General features: G+C 71.8%; 16 protein-coding genes. 5 read left to right on the plus strand and 11 right to left on the minus strand.

Annotated features, from left to right (window positions below; genetic code table 11):
* The first annotated feature begins 167 nt into the window (after positions 1–167).
* Genes BLT44_RS01300 through BLT44_RS01310 form a run of 3 tightly spaced genes read left to right on the plus strand, consistent with a single transcriptional unit; the run spans position 168 to position 4082 of the window.
* Complete coding sequence (locus tag BLT44_RS01300) at positions 168–2252, plus strand: FAD/NAD(P)-binding protein (RefSeq protein ID WP_074689841.1); 2085 nt, start codon at positions 168–170, stop codon at positions 2250–2252.
* Positions 2245–2952, plus strand: a complete 708-nt coding sequence (locus BLT44_RS01305) for an SDR family oxidoreductase (protein WP_010155975.1) — start codon at positions 2245–2247, stop codon at positions 2950–2952. Before BLT44_RS01300 ends, BLT44_RS01305 begins: the two co-directional genes overlap by 8 nt.
* Positions 2949–4082, plus strand: a complete 1134-nt coding sequence (locus BLT44_RS01310; RefSeq protein WP_074689843.1) for an FAD-dependent oxidoreductase — start codon at positions 2949–2951, stop codon at positions 4080–4082. The genes BLT44_RS01305 and BLT44_RS01310 overlap by 4 nt, the downstream gene beginning before the upstream one ends.
* 24 nt (positions 4083–4106) lie before the next feature.
* Here the strand turns inward: BLT44_RS01310 and BLT44_RS01315 are convergent, their stop codons facing one another.
* The 7 genes from BLT44_RS01315 to BLT44_RS01345 all read right to left on the minus strand — a co-directional run bounded on the left by BLT44_RS01315 (position 4107) and on the right by BLT44_RS01345 (position 12609).
* Positions 4107–5519 (minus strand): purine-cytosine permease family protein, encoded by a 1413-nt coding sequence (locus tag BLT44_RS01315; RefSeq protein WP_010155973.1) that lies wholly within the window; start codon positions 5517–5519, stop codon positions 4107–4109.
* Positions 5520–5667: 148 nt separating this feature from the next.
* Entirely contained in the window at positions 5668–7104 is a 1437-nt protein-coding gene (locus tag BLT44_RS01320) for an aspartate aminotransferase family protein (protein WP_010155972.1), read from the minus strand.
* A 160-nt stretch (positions 7105–7264) separates the two neighbouring features.
* Positions 7265–8755: an aldehyde dehydrogenase family protein gene (locus BLT44_RS01325; protein WP_010155971.1), complete on the minus strand. Its 1491-nt coding sequence runs from the start codon at positions 8753–8755 to the stop codon at positions 7265–7267.
* Positions 8752–10215: an MFS transporter gene (locus BLT44_RS01330; RefSeq protein ID WP_010155969.1), complete on the minus strand. Its 1464-nt coding sequence runs from the start codon at positions 10213–10215 to the stop codon at positions 8752–8754. The genes BLT44_RS01325 and BLT44_RS01330 overlap by 4 nt, the downstream gene beginning before the upstream one ends.
* A 145-nt stretch (positions 10216–10360) precedes the next feature.
* On the minus strand, positions 10361–11512 hold the full coding sequence (locus BLT44_RS01335) for a M20 family metallopeptidase (RefSeq protein ID WP_010155968.1): 1152 nt from the start codon (positions 11510–11512) through the stop codon (positions 10361–10363).
* Positions 11505–12182: a DUF1028 domain-containing protein gene (locus BLT44_RS01340; RefSeq protein ID WP_010155967.1), complete on the minus strand. Its 678-nt coding sequence runs from the start codon at positions 12180–12182 to the stop codon at positions 11505–11507. The genes BLT44_RS01335 and BLT44_RS01340 overlap by 8 nt, the downstream gene beginning before the upstream one ends.
* Positions 12183–12186: 4 nt before the next feature.
* Complete coding sequence (locus tag BLT44_RS01345) at positions 12187–12609, minus strand: RidA family protein (protein ID WP_010155966.1); 423 nt, start codon at positions 12607–12609, stop codon at positions 12187–12189.
* 159 nt (positions 12610–12768) lie between these two features.
* Here BLT44_RS01345 and BLT44_RS01350 point away from each other — a divergent pair, with 159 nt between their 5' ends.
* Both BLT44_RS01350 and BLT44_RS01355 read left to right on the plus strand, forming a co-directional pair.
* The gene (locus tag BLT44_RS01350; RefSeq protein WP_010155965.1) at positions 12769–13680 is read left to right on the plus strand and encodes a LysR family transcriptional regulator; all 912 of its coding nucleotides are present in this window, start codon (positions 12769–12771) and stop codon (positions 13678–13680) included.
* Positions 13681–13872: 192 nt separating this feature from the next.
* Positions 13873–15204, plus strand: coding sequence for a flavin-containing monooxygenase (locus BLT44_RS01355; RefSeq protein ID WP_010155964.1), 1332 nt, complete (start codon positions 13873–13875; stop codon positions 15202–15204).
* Between the two features lie 88 nt (positions 15205–15292).
* Here BLT44_RS01355 and BLT44_RS01360 read toward each other — a convergent pair whose 3' ends face one another.
* The 4 genes from BLT44_RS01360 to BLT44_RS01375 all read right to left on the minus strand — a co-directional run bounded on the left by BLT44_RS01360 (position 15293) and on the right by BLT44_RS01375 (position 16717).
* Entirely contained in the window at positions 15293–15595 is a 303-nt protein-coding gene (locus BLT44_RS01360; RefSeq protein WP_010155963.1) for a Dabb family protein, read from the minus strand.
* Positions 15596–15632: 37 nt separating this feature from the next.
* Complete coding sequence (locus BLT44_RS01365) at positions 15633–15926, minus strand: glutaredoxin family protein (protein ID WP_010155962.1); 294 nt, start codon at positions 15924–15926, stop codon at positions 15633–15635.
* 112 nt (positions 15927–16038) lie between these two features.
* Positions 16039–16137: a 30S ribosomal protein bS22 gene (locus BLT44_RS01370; protein ID WP_005504750.1), complete on the minus strand. Its 99-nt coding sequence runs from the start codon at positions 16135–16137 to the stop codon at positions 16039–16041.
* A 115-nt stretch (positions 16138–16252) separates the two neighbouring features.
* The gene (locus BLT44_RS01375) at positions 16253–16717 is read right to left on the minus strand and encodes an ArsR/SmtB family transcription factor (protein ID WP_010155961.1); all 465 of its coding nucleotides are present in this window, start codon (positions 16715–16717) and stop codon (positions 16253–16255) included.
* Positions 16718–16891: the final 174 nt, after the last annotated feature.

The following is a 16891-nucleotide window of genomic DNA, read 5'->3' on the forward strand; positions in this document are numbered from 1 at the left end:
GTGGCACATTCGACGGCGCCCGTTCTTGCTGCCCGGGCGATCCGGTTAAGGTTATAGCTCTCATAAGCTAGCGGAAGTCATCGGTGTCACAGAACTTCATGAACCCCACGCGTCATAAACGGTCATCCGATCGCGCCGCCCCGCAGCGGGCGGCGTATAACGGAAGCATGACCCCCACTCCGACGGCCGCGAAGATCGCCATCATCGGAGTCGGGCCGCGCGGCACCTCCCTCGTGGAGCGGATCGGCGCGCACCTGCTCGGCGCCGGTGACCGCAGCGGCGCCGCCGCCCTCGAACTGCACCTCGTCGAGGAGACCGAGTTCGGCGCCGGACGCATCTGGCGCACCGACCAGACCCGCGAGCTCTGCATGAACACCCTCGCCGACGCCGTCACGCTCTTCACCGAACCCGGGAGCACGGTGACGGGCCCCGTGCGCGTCGGCCCGACACTCTACGAGTGGGGCCTCCTGGCCCTCGCGACCCGATCGGCGGGCCCTCCGCCGCCCCCCGCGGCCGCCGAGGCGATCGCGCGCATCCCGGCCGAGCGCGCCGCGGCGGTCGACGCCCACCCGATCCGGCCCGGTTTCGCCGAGGCGTACGGCGAGGAGCTCGCGGCGTTCCGCCCCGAATCGCATCCGAGCCGCGCGCTCTACGGCGAGTACCTGCAGTGGTGCCTCGACCGGGCGATCGCCGAGCTGCCCGACGACGTGCGCGTGGTGCGGCACCGCGACCGCGCGGTCGGCGTCGCACCGCACCCGGGCGGAGGGCAGCGCATCGAGCTGCGCGAGGGGGCGCCCGTCGTCGCCGACGCCGTCGTGCTCGCGACCGGGTGGATGCCCGGCATCGACACCACCGAGGAGCGCGAGTTCGCCGCCGTGCTGGCCGAGCGCCCCGAGCTGACCTGGGTGCGGCCGGCCAGCCCCGTGGAGCAGGATCTGAGCGGCGTGCGCGCCGGCGCGCCGGTCATCGTGCGCGGCATGGGCATGGGGTTCTTCGACACGATGGCGCTCCTCACGCTCGAACGCGGGGGCGCGTTCGTCGACGACCCGGGTGCGCGCGGCGGGCTCCGCTACGAGCCCTCCGGCCGGGAGCCCGTGCTGCACGTGACCTCGGGGCGCGGAGTCCCGTTCCGCGCGAAGACGCTCTACGGATCGCTGCCGCCGCGCCCCGAGCAGCGGTTCCTGCTCGGCGTGGACTGGGCGGCGGTGCCCCGCCCCATCGACTTCGACCGGCAGTTCTGGCCGCGCGTCGTCGCCGACGCCCACTTCGACCACTACCGCACCCTCCGGCGGGTGCGGCCGACGGCCACGCTGGCGCCCGCCGATCACGTGGAGTCGGTCATCGCCGCCGCGATCCGGCCCCACCTCGACGGCGACCCCGTGCACGGCGCCGACACGCCGCTCGAAGCGGTCGCAGCCGACGTCGCCGACGCGATCGCCCCCTTCGTGCCCGCCCCCGCCGACCGGCTCGATCTGCTCGGCGAGATGCGGCCGGTGCAGCACGTCTTCGACAGCGCCGCCACATTCGACGCCTGGGTGCAGCGGCGCGTCGCCCACGACCTCGACGAGGCCGCGCTCGGCCGCGACAGCGCCTTCAAGGCGGGCCTGTGGTCGGTGAGCTCGGCCCGCGGCGTCGCGAACCGCGTCGGCTCGCTCGGCGGCTTCGACGCGGAATCGCGGGGCTCGGGCTTCGCGATGCTGATGGCCGTCGGCGGCATGGCCGGATCGGGGCCACCGGCGTTCCGCAACCGGCAGCTGCTCGCGCTCGCCGACGCGGGCCTCGTGCGCTGCATCGGCCCGCGCGCCCGCGTCACCATCACGGAGGCGGGCTTCACGGCGGTGTCCCCGTTCGTCGCCGACTCGCAGGTGACCGCCGATGCGCTCATCGACTCCTGGATGCACTTCCACCACCTCGCCGACACCGCCGACCCGCTCGCGCGCGGCCTCGTCGCCGAGGGGCGCGCGCGACCCTTCCGCATCCGCACGCGCACGGGCGAGGCGTGCGAGACCGGCGCCTTCGACATCGACCCGGGCACCGGGCTGCTCGTGCACGCCGACGGCTCGCTCGACGACGCCGTGCACGTCGCCGGCATCCCGGTCGACGCGGCGCTCCACGACACCGTGATCAGCCCGATGCCGGGCACCGACCCGCCCATGCTGCGCGAGACCGATCGCGTGGCGCGCAGCCTGATCGCCGTCGCGCGCCGCGCCGCCGCCCCCATCCGCCCCCGCGAAGGAGCCCTCCGTGCCTGAACCGCACTCGACCGACCGACCCGTCGCCCTCGTCACGGGCGCCTCCAGCGGCATGGGCCGCGAGATCGTGCGCGACCTCGCCCGCACCCACCGCGTCATCGCCGTGGGTCGCAACCCCGAGCGGCTCGGCGCGATCGCCGCCGAGACCGGGGCGACCGCGTGGCGCCTCGACGTTACCGACCACGACGAGCTCGCGGGCAGGATCGCGGAGCTCGACCGACTCGACGTGCTCGTGCACGCCGCGGCCATCGGCGATCACCGGTCGGTCGAGGCCGCAGACGCCGCCGACTGGCAGCGCCACCTCGCCGTCAACGTGACCGCCCCCGCGCTGCTCACCCGCGCCGCGCTCCCCCTCCTGCGCGCCGCCGCCGCGACCGTCGTCTTCATCGGCTCGGGCGCCGGCACGCGGCCCGTCGCGGGCAGCGCCGTCTACACCGCGACCAAGCATGCACTGCGCGGCGTCGCCGACGTGCTGCGCATCGACGAGGAGCCGCACCGCGTGCGCGTCGTCACCATCGCCCCCGGCCAGACCGACACCGACATGCTGCGGGCGGGCATTCCGGCGGACCGGTACACGCCCGAGCGCTACATCCGCCCGCAGTCGGTCGCCGGCACGGTGCGCTTCGTCGTCGACGCGCCCGCCGACGTGCAGCTCACCGACATCGCCGTGCGGCCGCGCCAGGAGATCGCACGGCTGTGAGCGAGCGCACCGAGCACCTCGTGGTCGGCGGCGGGGCGATGGGTCTCGCCACGGCCTGGCAGCTCGCCGCGCGCGGCGCGAGCGTGCGCCTCCTCGAGCGCTTCGAGGCGCACCACACCCGCGGCGCCTCGCACGGATCGACGCGCAACCTCAACAACGCCTACGCCGAGCACGAGTACCTCGACCTCTTCGGCGAGGCGGTGGCGCTGTGGCGCGCGCTCGAGGCGGAGTCGCGCACCGAACTGCTCGGGCTGCACGGACTCGCGACGCACGGAGACGCCGACGTCGTGACGTCGGCGCACGACGCGCTCGTCGCCCGAGGCGCCGCAGTCGCCTTGCTCAGCGCCGACGAGGCCGCCGCCCGGTGGGCGGGCATGCGGTTCGCGGGCGATGTGCTGTTCAGCGCGGAGGCCGGCATCGTGCACGCCGCGCGGGCGCTCGCAGCGCTCGAGGCCGCGGCGATCCGCTGCGGTGCGCTCGTGGAGCGCTGCGAGCGGGTGCTGCGCATCGAGCCGCAGGCGGGCGGCTCGGGCGTGCGGGTGACCGCTCGGGGCGCCGACGGAGCCGAGCGCGCGCTCGACGCCGACCACGTCACCGTCACCGCGGGCGCCTGGACGGAGGCGCTGCTCGGCGACCTGATCGACCTGCCGCCGCTCGTGGTCACCGAGGAGCACCCCGCCCACTTCCCGCCGCGATCCGCTTCGCTCGCGTGGCCCTCCTTCAACCACATGCTGCCGCCCGAGCTCGCGGCCGAGTTCGGCGCGCCCGTCTACGGCATGCCGAGCCCGGGCGAAGGCGTGAAGGTCGGCTTCCACCGGGTCGGCGACGTCGTCGACCCCGACGAGCGCACCTACCGCGCGAGCGATGCGCAGCGCGAACGGCTGCGCCGCTACGTCTCCGAGTGGTTCCCGGGGCTCGACGGCGACGCACCGGCGGAGATCAGCTGCACCTACACCTCGACCGCCTCGGGCCGGTTCGTGCTCGACACGGTCGGGCCGATCACCGTCGGCGCCGGGTTCTCGGGCCACGGGTTCAAGTTCACGCCCGCGATCGGCCGCGTGCTCGCCGACGCCGCACAGGGGCGTGCGACGCCGCCGGATCGCTTCCGGCTGCGCGCGCACGCCCGCTGAGCGGGGCCGAGGGCGCCGGGCCGCTCAGGCGGCGGCGGTCTCGCGCTCGGCCGGGAGCGCGCTGCTGCCCGCGCGACGCCGCACGAGCAGCAGGTACACCGCCGCCGTCACGGCGAACCCGACGAGCCACGCGATGTCGATGCCCTGGAGCGGCGCCGCGAGCGGGCCGGTGAACAGGGGCGTGATCATGAAGGGCACCTGCGAGAGCAGCCCGATCCCGTAGCTCGCGAGCCCCACGGCGTTCCACTTGCCGTACCGCCCGCCGGTCGGGTCGAAGAGATCCGCCACCGCGTAGTGGCCCTTCTGCACGATGAAGTAGTCGGCGAGGTTGATCGCCGACCACGGGATCAGCACGTACAGCAGCAGGGTGAGGAAGCTCTCGAACATCGTCATGAAGTCGCCCTGGCCGAGAATCGCGATCAGCGTGGCGAGCACGCCGCACGCGATCGTCGTCCACACCCGGGTGGCCGAGGTGATGACGGTCTTGAAATTCGACTGCATCACCGTCAGCGCGTTCATCACGGCCGAGTACAGCTCGACGCCGTTGATGAGCGCGGAGCTCACCGCGAAGACGATGAGCACGATCATGCCGACCGGGCCGAGGAAGTCGCCGAGGGCCGCGAGCGGGTTCTCGGGGTTCGCGGCGCCGAGCAGCACGCCCAGCGTCATGACGAACACCGAGCTCACCACGAGCCCCAGGTACGTGCTCCAGAAGGCCGTCTTCGGGCCGGTGGTCTTCGGCAGGTATCGCGAGTAGTCGGAGACGTACGGCGCGTACGCCAGCTGCCAGACGATGCCGATGGCGAGCATCGCGAAGAACCCTTCGAAGGTGAACGCCGCCTCCGCGCGCTGCGAGGTGACCTCGGGCTTCGTCCAGAACATGATCATCGAGACCGTCACCGCGATGGCGATGACGATCGACAGCCACACCATCGTCTTGCGCAGCAGGTCGTAGCCGAAGACGCAGAGCACGATGCCGATGGCCGCGAACGCGAGGATCGCGACGGTGCCGTCGAACTCGGGGAAGACGGCGGCGAGCGCGTCCTTCGCGACGATCAGGATGCTCGCGAAGAAGCCCATGAACATCACGAACGCGATCAGCGCGAAGAGGCTCGCCCCGAGGTAGCCGAACTGGGCGCGGGCCTGCAGCATCTGCGGAATGCCGAGGTGCGGCCCCTGCGACGCGTGCAGCGCCGATCCGAACGCTCCGATCACGTTGCCCGCGAGGATCGCGACGATGCTCCAGCCGATCGGCAGGCCGTACGCGCCGCTCGCCACCGCGCCGGTGACGACGGTGAGGGGCATCATGTTGAGGCCGACCCAGATGGCGAACAGCGACCAGTTGGTGCCGGTGCGCTCGTTCTCGGGGATCGGCATGATGTGCTGCTGTTCGAAGCGCACGAACGTCTGGGTGACGACGGGGGGTTCTTGCGACATGGTTCTCTCTCCTTCGAGTGCTCATCGCGTGCGCATGCTTCCGGGCAGCGCGGGATCGCCCCGCGCGATGCGTGCGAGGCGACGCGGGCGGCTCGCCCCGTGCGTCCTCGGTGACGCACGCGTGAGCCGCCCGAAGAGGCGGCGGGGCTTACAGCCCCGCGCGATCCGATGCGAGGGTGAACGCCCGGTCGAGCAGCGATGCGAGCTCGTCGATGTCGTCGCGCGTCATCACGAGCGGCGGCGACACCTGCACGAGCGGGTTGCCCTCCGCGTCGATGGCGACGCGGCACAGCAGGCCAACCTCGGCGAGCGCCGGGTTCAGGTGCCCGCTCACGAAGTCCGCGGCGGGGAGCGCCTCCGCGCTCCACCGCTTCGCGGCGTGGTCGGTGACGAGCTCGAAGCTGCGGTGGAAGCCGTCGCCGCGCAGGTCGCCGACGATCCCGGCGTGCTTCTCCGCGAGTTCGCCGAGCTTCTCCCCGAGGTAGGGGCTGAGGGCGGCGACGTTCTCGACCACCCCTTCGCGCTCCATGATCTCGAGGTTCTTCAGCGCCGCGGCGCACGCGACCGGGTGGCCGCCGTAGGTGAGGGCGTGGTTGAACATGCCGACGGGCCCGTCGAGCACGGTCTCGATGATCCGGTCGCTCGCGATCACGCCGCCGAGCGGCATGTAGGCCGAGGCGATGCCCTTGGCGAACGTGATCATGTCGGGCTGGAAGCCGTAGTGGGCCGACCCGAACCACGATCCGAGACGACCGTACCCGGTGATCACCTCGTCGGCGATGAGCAGGATGCCGTGGGTGTCGCAGAGGCGGCGCACCCCCGCGAAGTACTCGGGCGTCGGCGGGGTGAGGCTGCCGCCGGCGTTCTGCAGCGGCTCCATGATGATCGCGGCGATCGTGTCGGCGCCCTCCTGCACGATCAGCGATTCGAGCTCGGCGAGCAGGAACGCGGTGGTCTGCTCCGCCGTCTCGCCTTCGGGCCGGCGGTAGCGCTTCGTGTTGTGCGTGTGGCGCACCCCGTTCATGAGCGGCTCGAACATCTTGCGCACGTCGGTCATGCCGTTGAGCGACATCGCCCCGAAGCTCGTGCCGTGGTAGGCGACGCGTCGGGCGATGAACTTGTAGCGCGCGTGGTCGCCGCGGGTGATGTGGTACTGCCGGGCGAGCTTGATCGCGGCCTCGTTCGACTCGCCGCCGCCCGATGCGAAGAACACGCGGTTCAGGTCTCCGGGCGCGAGCTCGGCGATCTTCTGGGCGAGCAGGGCGGCCGGCGGGTGGGTGACGCTCCAGGTGGTCTGGTAGGGCAGCGCCGCGAGCTGCTCGCGCACCGCGTCGCCGACCTCGGCGCCGTGGGTGTAGCCGAGCTGCACGCAGAAGAGGCCGGCGAGCCCGTCGAAGAAGCGCCGTCCGCTCTCGTCGAAGACGGAGCAGTGCTCGCCGCGCACGAAGACCGGCAGCTCGTCGTCGCGGTACTTGCCGGCGGGGGTGAAGTTCATCACGAGGTGCCGCTTCGCGATCTCGGCGATGCCGCTCGGCACCTCGCTCTCGGGTGCGCGCTCTGCGATGGTCTCGGGCTGCAGCGTCATGTTCTCTGGTCCTTTCAGTCGGCGGTGACTGGGCGGTGAGGGAGGGAAAGCCGGGTCGGATCCCAGTGTCCCAGCGCCCGCTCGATCGGTAAAATAGTCTTTCGAGGTGTTCGCCATCACCTGAAGTGATGGAGGTGCGGGGCGGCGGTCGCCGGCGGGCTCACCCCCACTGCAGCCACGTCGTCTTGTAGTCGGTGTAGTTCTCGAGCGCGTGCACCGACAGGTCTCGCCCGAATCCCGACTGCTTGAAGCCGCCGAACGGCGTGGTGAAGCCGAGCGCGTCCACCGTGTTCACCGAGACGGTGCCGGCCACCAGCCGCTGCGAGACGCGGTGCGCCCGCGAGAGGCTGCCCGTCCACAGCGACGCGGCGAGGCCGTACGGCGTCTCGTTCGCGCGCGCGATCGCCTCCTCCTCCGTGTCGAACGGGGCCACGACGGCCACTGGGCCGAAGATCTCGCGGGTGTGCAGCTCGTGGTCGGCCGGTACGTCGGTCACGATCGTCGGCTCGATGAAGGCGCGGGAACCGTTGATCTCGGGCCGGGCGCCGCCCGCGGCGATCCTGCCGTCGCGCCGCGCCCGCTCGATCGTCGCCCACACCTCATCGGCGTGCCGTTCGGAGACGAGCGCGCCGATGCCCGACGCGGGGTCGAGGGGATCGCCGGGCGCGTAGGCCCGCGCCGCCTCCGCGTAGAGCGCGAGGAACTCCTCGTACACCTCGCGCTCGACGAAGATGCGCGAGTTGGCCGAGCACACCTCGCCCTGGTTGTAGAAGCTGCCGAAGGCCGCCTTCTCGGCGGCGGCTCGCAGGTCGTCGCAGTCGGCGAAGATCAGGTTCGCGCTCTTGCCGCCCGCTTCGAGGGCGAGCCGCTTCAGGTTCGACTGCCCCGCGTACTGCTGCAGCTGCTTCGCGACCTCGGTCGATCCGGTGAAGGCGAGCATGTCGACGTCGTCGTGCAGGGCGAGCGCGCGGCCCACGGTGGATCCCCGCCCCGTCACCACGTTCAGCACGCCCGCCGGGATTCCGGCTTCGATCGCGAGCTCGGCGAGCAGCAGCGTCGAGTGCGATGCCTCCACCGGCGGCTTGACGACCACCGAGTTGCCTGCGGCGAGGGCGGGCGCGAGCTTCCAGGTCGCGATCTCGAGCGGGTAGTTCCACGCCACGATCACCGCGACGACGCCGAGCGCCTCGCGCGTGACGAGCGCCGTCGATCCCGGCGGCGTCACGGGGATCAGATCCTCCTGCTTCTCGATGGCCTCGCCGTAGAACCGGTAGAGCGCCGCGGAGCCGGGAGCGTCGATCGTCGCGGCTTCGCGCACCGGCTTGCCCATGTCGAGCGAGTCGTACAGCGCGAACTCGTCGGCCCGCGCCTCGATCAGCCGCGCGAGTTCGAGCAGGCGCTCGCGCCGGTGGCCGGCGCCCGCGCGCGACCAGGCGCCGGATGCGTAGGTGCGCCGGGCCGATGCGACCGCCGTGTCGACGTCCGCCTCGGTGCAGGCGTGGATCTGCGACAGCACGGCTCCCGTCGCCGGGTTGGTCTTCGCGATGGTCTGCCCCGAGCTCCCGTCGACCCGGGCGCCGTCGATCACCGGCCTGCCGTCGAAGGGGAGCGCGGCCGCTGCGGCCTGCCATTCTGCGTGAGTCTGGGTCATGACCGGTCTCCTTCGGCGAGGGTGTTCGTGGTGTTGGTGGTGCTGGTGCTGGGGGTGTCGGTGCTGGTGGTCTTCGAGGCCGCGGCGGCCGGGGTGCCCGGCGCAGTGCGGAGGTCGGGGATCGTGACGGTCGCGGTCTCGAGATCCTGCGCCTTGAGCAGCGAGATGCCGCGGGTCTCGGGCAGGCTGAGCACGGTCACCAAGCCGACGAGGCCGACGCCGACCAGAAAGTATCCGGGAACGAGCTGGTCGCCGGTCGCGTCGATGAGCCAGGTCAGCAGGTACGGCGCGGTGCCGGCGAACAGCGCGGCGGTGACGGCGTAGGCGATCGAGAGGCCGGTCTGACGCGTACGGGTCGGGAAGAGTTCGACGACGGTGACGGCGTGCGTGCCGAGCACGATCGCGAGGATCAGGGCGAGACCGAGCGTCGACGCGAACGTCGCCCACGGCGCGGGATCGTTCATCAGCATGAACAGCGGCACGGAGAGCACGGTGAGCGCGATCGCCGCCGTGAGCAGCACGGGCTTGCGCCCGACGCGATCCGAGAGGATGCCCGCGAGGGGCACGACGATGAGCCCGAGCGCGGAGGCGAGCGTCGAGAGGAGCGCGGCACTGCCGGCGTCGATGCCGACGGTGACCTCCTGGTAGGTGAGCAGGTACACGAGCACGACGTAGAACGTCACGTTCATGAAGATCTCCATGCCGCAGGTCTGGATGAACTCCTTGAGGTTGCGCTGGAAGACCTCGGCGACGGGGGCGTGCGAGACGGTCTCGAGCTGCTGCAGCTGCTGGAACTCGGGGGTGTCCTCGATCTTGCGGCGGATGTAGAGGCCGATGAAGCCGAGCGGCACCGTGACGAGGAATGGGATGCGCCAGGCCCAGTCGGCGATCTGCTGCGGGTCGAAGGCGAGGTTGAGCAGGAAGACGACGAACGAGGCGAGCAGGAACCCGAGGAGGCTCCCGAACTCGAGCCAGCTGACGCCGAAGCCGCGGCGCTTCGCGGGCGAGAACTCGCCGAGGAAGGCGGCGGCGCTGCCGAACTCGCCCCCGGCCGCAAGGCCCTGCACGATGCGCGTCATGATGAGCAGGATCGGAGCGGCGATGCCGATGGCGGAGTAGCCGGGCAGGATGCCGAGCACGAGCGTCGACAGCGCCATCGCGAGAATCACGATGGAGAGCGTCTGCTTGCGCCCGAGCCGGTCGCCGAGGCGCCCGAAGATGATCGCGCCGATCGGTCGCACGAGGAAGGAGACGGCGAAGACGGCGAAGGTCGCGAGCAGGCCCGCGGTCGCGCTCTCCTCGGGGAAGAACACGGACGCGATGGTGCCGGCGAGGTACGCGTAGACGGCCCAGTCGAACCAGTGCACGAGCACGCCGATGGCGCCGGCGGCGACGCTCTTGCGCAGGCTCTTGCGGTCGACGAGTTCGCTGAGTTCTCGGATGGGTTCGGAGGTCGACATCGACGATTCCTTTGCTGCTGGGAGGAGTGATGGGTCGCGAGGGCATCGCGGATCGCGCGCGTGCGATCGGCGCACCGCGCTCGGCGTGCGGCGCGCCTCCGCATTCCGCGGCCCGCGGGGGCGGCTCGGCGGCTGCGGGCGGCGGCTACCCGGATCCGCCGCGCGCCCGGGCCACGTCGAGCGCGGTCCAGGCGAGCGCGGTGGCGCCGTCGCGCAGCGCTCGCTCGGCTGCGGGGCCGACGCAGGCCTCGGCGAAGGCGGGCTGGTGGTTCGACGCGGTGCCGCCGACGCCGATGTAGGGGTGGATCGCGTCGACGACCGCCGAGACGTTGCCCATGTCGGTCGAGGCGCGGTTCATGGTGGCCGCCTCGGGCGGCACGTCGAAGTCGCGCCCGAGCGCGATCGCGTTGCGGCGGTACGCCTCGAGCGCCTCGACGTCGGTGCGCATCTCGGCGTACCGTTCGCTCTCGGGGGTGATGGTGAGGGTCGTGCCCGTGGCGAGCGCGCCCGCCTCGAAGCAGCGCCGCACGCGCGCTTCGAGTGCGAGGAGCTGCTCCGTGGTCTCGGCCCGCACGTACCAGCGCCCCTCGGTGCGCTCGGGGATCGCGTTGGGCGCCTCTCCGCCGCGCGTCTGCACGCCGTGCACGCGCACTCCGGAGGGGAGCTGCTGCCGCAGCAGCGCGATGGCCGTCTGGGCGATGATGAACGCGTCGTTCGCGTTCACCCCGCGCTCGGGGTAGGCGGCGGCGTGAGCGGCGACGCCGTCGTACTGCACGTGCCAGTGCGCCACGGCGAAGGGGCGGGCTTCGGCCACGTCGACGGGGGCGGGGTGGGCCATGAGCGCGAGGTCGAGCTCGGCGAATGCGCCGCGTCGCAGCAGTTCGATCTTGCCGCCGCCGCCCTCCTCGGCGGGCGTGCCGATCACCTCGACCGCGACGCCGACCTCGTTCGCGACGGCGGCGAGGGCGATGGCGGCCCCCGTCGACATGGCGGCGATCAGGTTGTGGCCGCAGGCGTGGCCGAGCCCGGGCAGGGCGTCGTACTCGGCGAGCAGCCCGACGGTGAAGCGCGCAGCGCCCGGATCGCCGAAGGTCGCCCGGAGCGCGGTGTCGAGGCCGAGGTAGGGGCGCTCGACCGTGAATCCGTGCGACGCGAGCAGCGCGGCGACCGCAGTCGACGAGCGGTGCTCCCGCCAGCCCGGCTCGGGGTCGCCGTGCAGGCGGTTCGACAGCGCGACGAGGTCGGCGTCGATGCGCTCGCGCTCGGCGGCGATGCGCTCCTTCAGCGCGTCACTCATCGCCGGGCACCCCGTACGACGGCGCGGCCGACGGGTCGAGGCCGCGGTCGACGTACGCGTCGCGCTGCGGCAGCCACACGTCGAGCGCTCGGCGCAGTTCGACGATCGGGTGCTCCGACCAGTCGACGCGCAGGTCGGTGACGCGCCAGCCGGCGTTCGCGACGACGGAGATGCCGGCGGAGTGCACGGGGCCCGCCTCGCCGCCCGCGTCGATCGCGGCCTCCAGCGCTGCGAGGAGCCGCTGCTCGATCGGGCCCTCCGAGGCGAGCGCCGTCTCCACCAGCGCGTCGAGCACGTCGAGGCTCGCGAGCATGTTGCCGCCCGCGACGGCGTTCTCCCGCTCCGCGGAGCCGAAGACGCCGAGCGCCTGCGCACCCGAGTGGACCGCGGTGCGCCCCTCGGCGTCGATCACGAGCAGCTGACGGTAGGCGATCGAGGCGTCGTCGGCTGCGGAGACCACGGCTTCGAGGGCCTGCGCCGCCGCGTCGCCCGCGCGCAGGCGGTCGAGGAGCCGGTGGCCGAGCCGCGGGTCGGTGACGTTCTGCGAGTGGGCTCCGCCGACGCGGTCGGCGAGGTTCACGCAGCGCGCCGCCACCGCGGGGGAGGACGACGAGATGGCCGATCCGAACTCCCCCGACTCGGGGTCGCGCAGCAGCAGTGAGAAGGTCATGCGCTCACCGCTCGCTCAGCACGGCGGTCGCGTCGATCTCGACGAGCCACTCGGGGCGGGCGAGGGCCTGCACGACGATGCCGGTCGAGACGGGGTAGACGCCGCGCAGCCACTTGCCGACGGTGCGGTAGACGTCTTCGCGGTAGCGCGGATCGACGATGTAGATGGTGACCTTCACGATGTCGGCGAGTCGGCTGCCCGCCTCCGCGAGCAGCATCTCGATGTTGGCCATCGCCTGCTCGGTCTGGGCGGCGACGTCGCCGATGCCGACGGATTCGCGGGTGTCGAGGTCCTGCCCGATCTGCCCGCGCAGGTAGACGACGCCGCCCGCCACGACCGCCTGGCACAGGTCGTTGTCGAGGTTCTGCTCGGGATACGTCTCTTTCGTGTTGAACTTGCGCAGACGCACGTGGGTCGTTTCCGTCACGGGTTCCTCCTCGTCGAGTGGCGCTCGTGCGCCCGGCTTCACTTCATTCTCGAAGCGCCCTCGGCATCTGTAAAATAGCTAAAAGTTACGCACGTCATCTGTCGATCAGATCGTGCCGAGCGCGTCTCGACGGCGCGCGATCGAGCGAGGAGGCCCGGCATGGCGCAACGATTCCCCATCACGCTGACGCAGCTCGTGTACTTCGCCGAATGCGCGAAGACCCTGAACATGACGGCGGCGAGCGCCGAGCTGCACGTCGCCCAATCGGCCGTGTCGACGGCGATCACGCAACTGGAGCGCTCGCTCGGCGCGTCGCTCTTCATCCGCCAGCACTCGAAGGGGCTCATTCTGACGCACGCCGGCGAGACCCTGCTGCGCGACGCCCACCAGCTGTTCGGGTCGCTGCACAGCACGATCGACACGATTCGAGCCGATCAGAGCCACGTGCAGGGCGCCATCACGATCGCCTGCTTCACGACGCTCGCTCCGTTCGTGCTCCCGCGGCTGCTCAGCGAGCTGCGCGACGCGCACCCCGAGCTCGAGGTGACGGTGCGCGAGGGGGACCACGCGGAGTGCCTCGCCGCGCTGCGAGACGGCAGCGCGGAGCTCGCCGTCACGTACGACCTCCCGAGCGGCGACGGCATCGAGAACACGCGGGTCGCCGAGTTCCGGCCGTACGTGATCCTCGCGCGCTCGCATCCCCTCGCCTCCCGCGAGCGCCTCGCGCTCGCCGAGCTCGCCGACGAGCCGTTCGTGCTGCTCGATCTCCCGAGCAGCACCGACTACTTCGTGCGCATCCTCACCGAGGCGGGCATCACCCCGAACCTGCGCTACCGCAGCCGGAGCTACGAGACCGTGCGCTCCATGGTGGCGATGGGGCTCGGCTTCTCGATCCTCAATCAGCGGCCGCGCACCGCGCAGACGTACGCGGGCGCCGAGACGGTCGCCGTCGAGATCTCCGACGACGCCCCGGGCCTCACCCTGGAGGTCTCGTCGCTCGCGCAGGTGCGGCGCACGAGCCGTGGGCGCGCCGTCGAGCAGGCGATCCGCACGCTCTTCGCACCCGCCTGACGATCCGCAAAAGCGATCACTCGTCGGCGCGCGATCTGCCTGAGCGATCGAGTGCACCGCGAACGTGTATTGGCGCAGCACTCCCCTCGTGCGGTTGTCTGAACTGCACCGGGCCGCCCCAACGCCCGGAGCGCACCGAGGCATCGCCCGGGGCGCGTCAGCAGCGAAGCGACGCGAGTGGAGAAGTGACGTATGACGAGCCAGCAGATCGAGGACACGGAGGTCCTCGTCGTCGGAGCCGGCCAGGCCGGCGTAGCCATGAGTGAACACCTGTCGCAGCGCGGCATCGCGCACATCGTGCTCGAGCGCCGCCGCATCGCCGAGCGCTGGCGGTCGGAGCGGTGGGACTCGCTCGTCGCGAACGGCCCCGCCTGGCACGACCGCTTCCCCGGCATGGAGTTCGACGACGTCGACCCCGACGCGTTCGCACCGAAGGATCGCGTCGCCGCCTACTTCGAGGAGTACGCCCGCCGCTTCGCGCTGCCGATCCGCACCGGCGTCGAGGTCACCCGCGTGCGCAAGGTCGCCGGCGAACCTGGCTTCCTCGCTGAGACCACCTCGGGGGCCATCCGCGCACGCTACGTCGTGGCCGCGACCGGCGCCTTCCAGAACCCCTCCATCCCGCCGCTGGTGCCCGCCGACGCGGGCGTGCACCAGCTCCACTCGAGCGCCTACCGCAACCCCGAGCAGCTGCCCGAGGGCGGCGTGCTCGTCGTGGGCGCCGGCTCCTCCGGCGTGCAGATCGCCGACGAGCTGCGGCGATCCGGCCGAGACGTCGTGCTCGCCGTGGGCCCGCACGACCGGCCGCCGCAGCGCTACCGCGGCCGCAACTTCGTCTGGTGGCTGGGGGTGCTCGGCAAGTGGGAGGCGGCCGCTCCCCCGCAGGGCGCGGAGCACGTGACCATCGCGGTGAGCGGCGCGAACGGCGGCCGCACCATCGACTTCCGCGAGCTCGCCGCATCCGGCATCACGCTCGTGGGTCGCGCGAACGCGTACGCGAACGGGGTGCTGCGCTTCGGCGCCGACCTCGCCGCGAACATCGCGCGCGGCGATGAGAACTACCTCTCGCTGCTCGACGAGGCCGACGCGTACATCGAGCGGAACGGGCTGGACCTGCCCGAGGAGCCCGCCGCCCGCGAGTTCGGCCCCACGCCCGAGTGCGTGTCGCACCCGCTGCTCGAACTCGACCTCGCCGAGCGCGGCATCACGTCGATCGTGTGGGCGACGGGGTTCACCGTCGACTACTCGTGGCTCGAGGTCGAGGCGTTCGACGAGCGCGGGCGGCCGCTGCAGCAGCGCGGCGTCTCGGTCGAGCCGGGCGTCTACTTCCTGGGCATCCCGTGGCAGTCCCGCCGCGGGTCGAGCTTCATCTGGGGCGTCTGGCACGATGCGAAGTACGTGGCCGACCAGATCGACATCCAGCGCGGGTACGTCGCGTACGCGGGCAACTCGTACGCGGCGGGCGCCGGCGCCGAGCCCCCGCCCGCCGGCCGAGCCCCTGCCGAAATCGCGTACGCCGGATAGGGATTCGGCTCCGCCGCAGGGTCTCGGCGGAATCTCCCCCGGGCGTGGCGGGCGTGGCGTGCGACGCCGCGGCCGCCGCGCCCGCCCGTCAGACGGTGAAGTCGCTCGCCGCTCGCGCCGTGGTGATGCTCTTCATGAGGTCGATCACGGGCAGGTGGTCGGGGTGGGCGGCGTACTCGGCGAGACCCGCTTCGTCGTCGAAATCGGCGATCAGCGTCAGGTCGTAGTTCGCCCCGTCGAAGAGCTCGTTGCGGTGCACGGAGAGCGCCCGCACCGACGGCACGAGCGACTGCAGCGGTTCGAGCGCGGCGATCGCTCGTGCCGCGTGCGCGTCGCGCTCCTCGCGGGTCTCTCCGGCGAACTTCCAGCTGACGATGTGGCGCAGTGCCATGGGGGCTCCTTGACGGTGTCGGGGTGGGGCGGGCGGTCTATCGGCGGCGCAGGGCGCGCAGCGGGTTGCGGGCGGCCTTCGTCGCGGCCGCGACGAGGCGATCCGGATCGACGCGCCAGATCGCGTGCCGCCGGCCGTCGATCTGCACCACGGGGATGTGCTCGGCGTGCGCCTCGGCGAGCGCCGCATCGCGTGTGATGTCGAGCTCCTCGACCGCGACCGCGATGCCCGCAGCGTCGAGCCGCCGCCGCGCTTCGTCGACCGCCAGGCGTGCGTCGTCGCAGAGGTGGCAGCCGGGCTTGCCGATCAGGGTCAGGCGAACGGGAGACATGATGCTCCGATTCTACGTTCACCGCGCCGGCCCCGTCTTCCGGGCATGCGAAAGGCGCCGACCCCGCGGGGTCGGCGCCTTTCCTCGGCGATCCGTCTCGCGACGGCTCCGATTACTTCTTGTTGCGGCGCTGGTGACGCGTCTTCCGAAGCAGTTTGCGGTGCTTCTTCTTCGACATGCGCTTGCGACGCTTCTTGATTACTGAACCCACATTAACCTCACAACGTCTCTCGGGCCGCTGGGAGTCGGGGCCCATAAAACATACATCTTAGCTGGCGTCGGTCGCAGATGCGAACCGAGCGGTGCGAGCCGGTGCGCGCAGCCCGTCAGCCGCGCAGTTTGAAGCGGGCGACGAGCTCCTTCACCCGGTGCTCCGCGCGAGCGGCGGCGCGGCCGATCCGCTCGGCGGCGGCGGTCGCCTCCTCGGGCAGCACCTCGTCGAACTCGTCGTCCATGCCCGGCCCGGGCACGCGCTCGCCGCTCTCCGACAGGTACTCGACCGTGACCTCCGTCTCGAAACCTGCCGAGAGGAAGGGGATCACGAAATCCTCGATCATCTCGAGCGGCTCGGGATCGAGCGAGTAGTAGCGGTGCTGCCCCTTCTCGCGCACGACCACGAGCTCGGCCTCGCGCAGCACCTTCAGATGCTTCGACACCGTGGGCTGGCTGATGCCGAGCCGGCTCACGATCTCCGACACGCTCATCTCAGCGCTCTGCACGTGCTTCTCGAGCAGCGCCTGCAGAATGTCGCGACGCGTGGCGTCGGCGATGACTCCGAAGATATCTGGCATAGCCACCAGAGTAGCCGCAGCGGTCCCGTTCCGCGCTCGATCCCGGCGCCGCGGAGCGCCCTCGTACGCGCGGGCCGCCGCGCGTGTGTAGCATGACAGCATCGAATCGAGGCCGGTACGCTCCTCGGTTCTCGCCATCGCCCGAAAGCAGGAGTCGTGAGGACACGCGCTGCG

The sequence above is a fragment of the Leucobacter chromiiresistens genome, from assembly GCF_900102345.1.
Taxonomy (GTDB): domain Bacteria; phylum Actinomycetota; class Actinomycetes; order Actinomycetales; family Microbacteriaceae; genus Leucobacter; species Leucobacter chromiiresistens.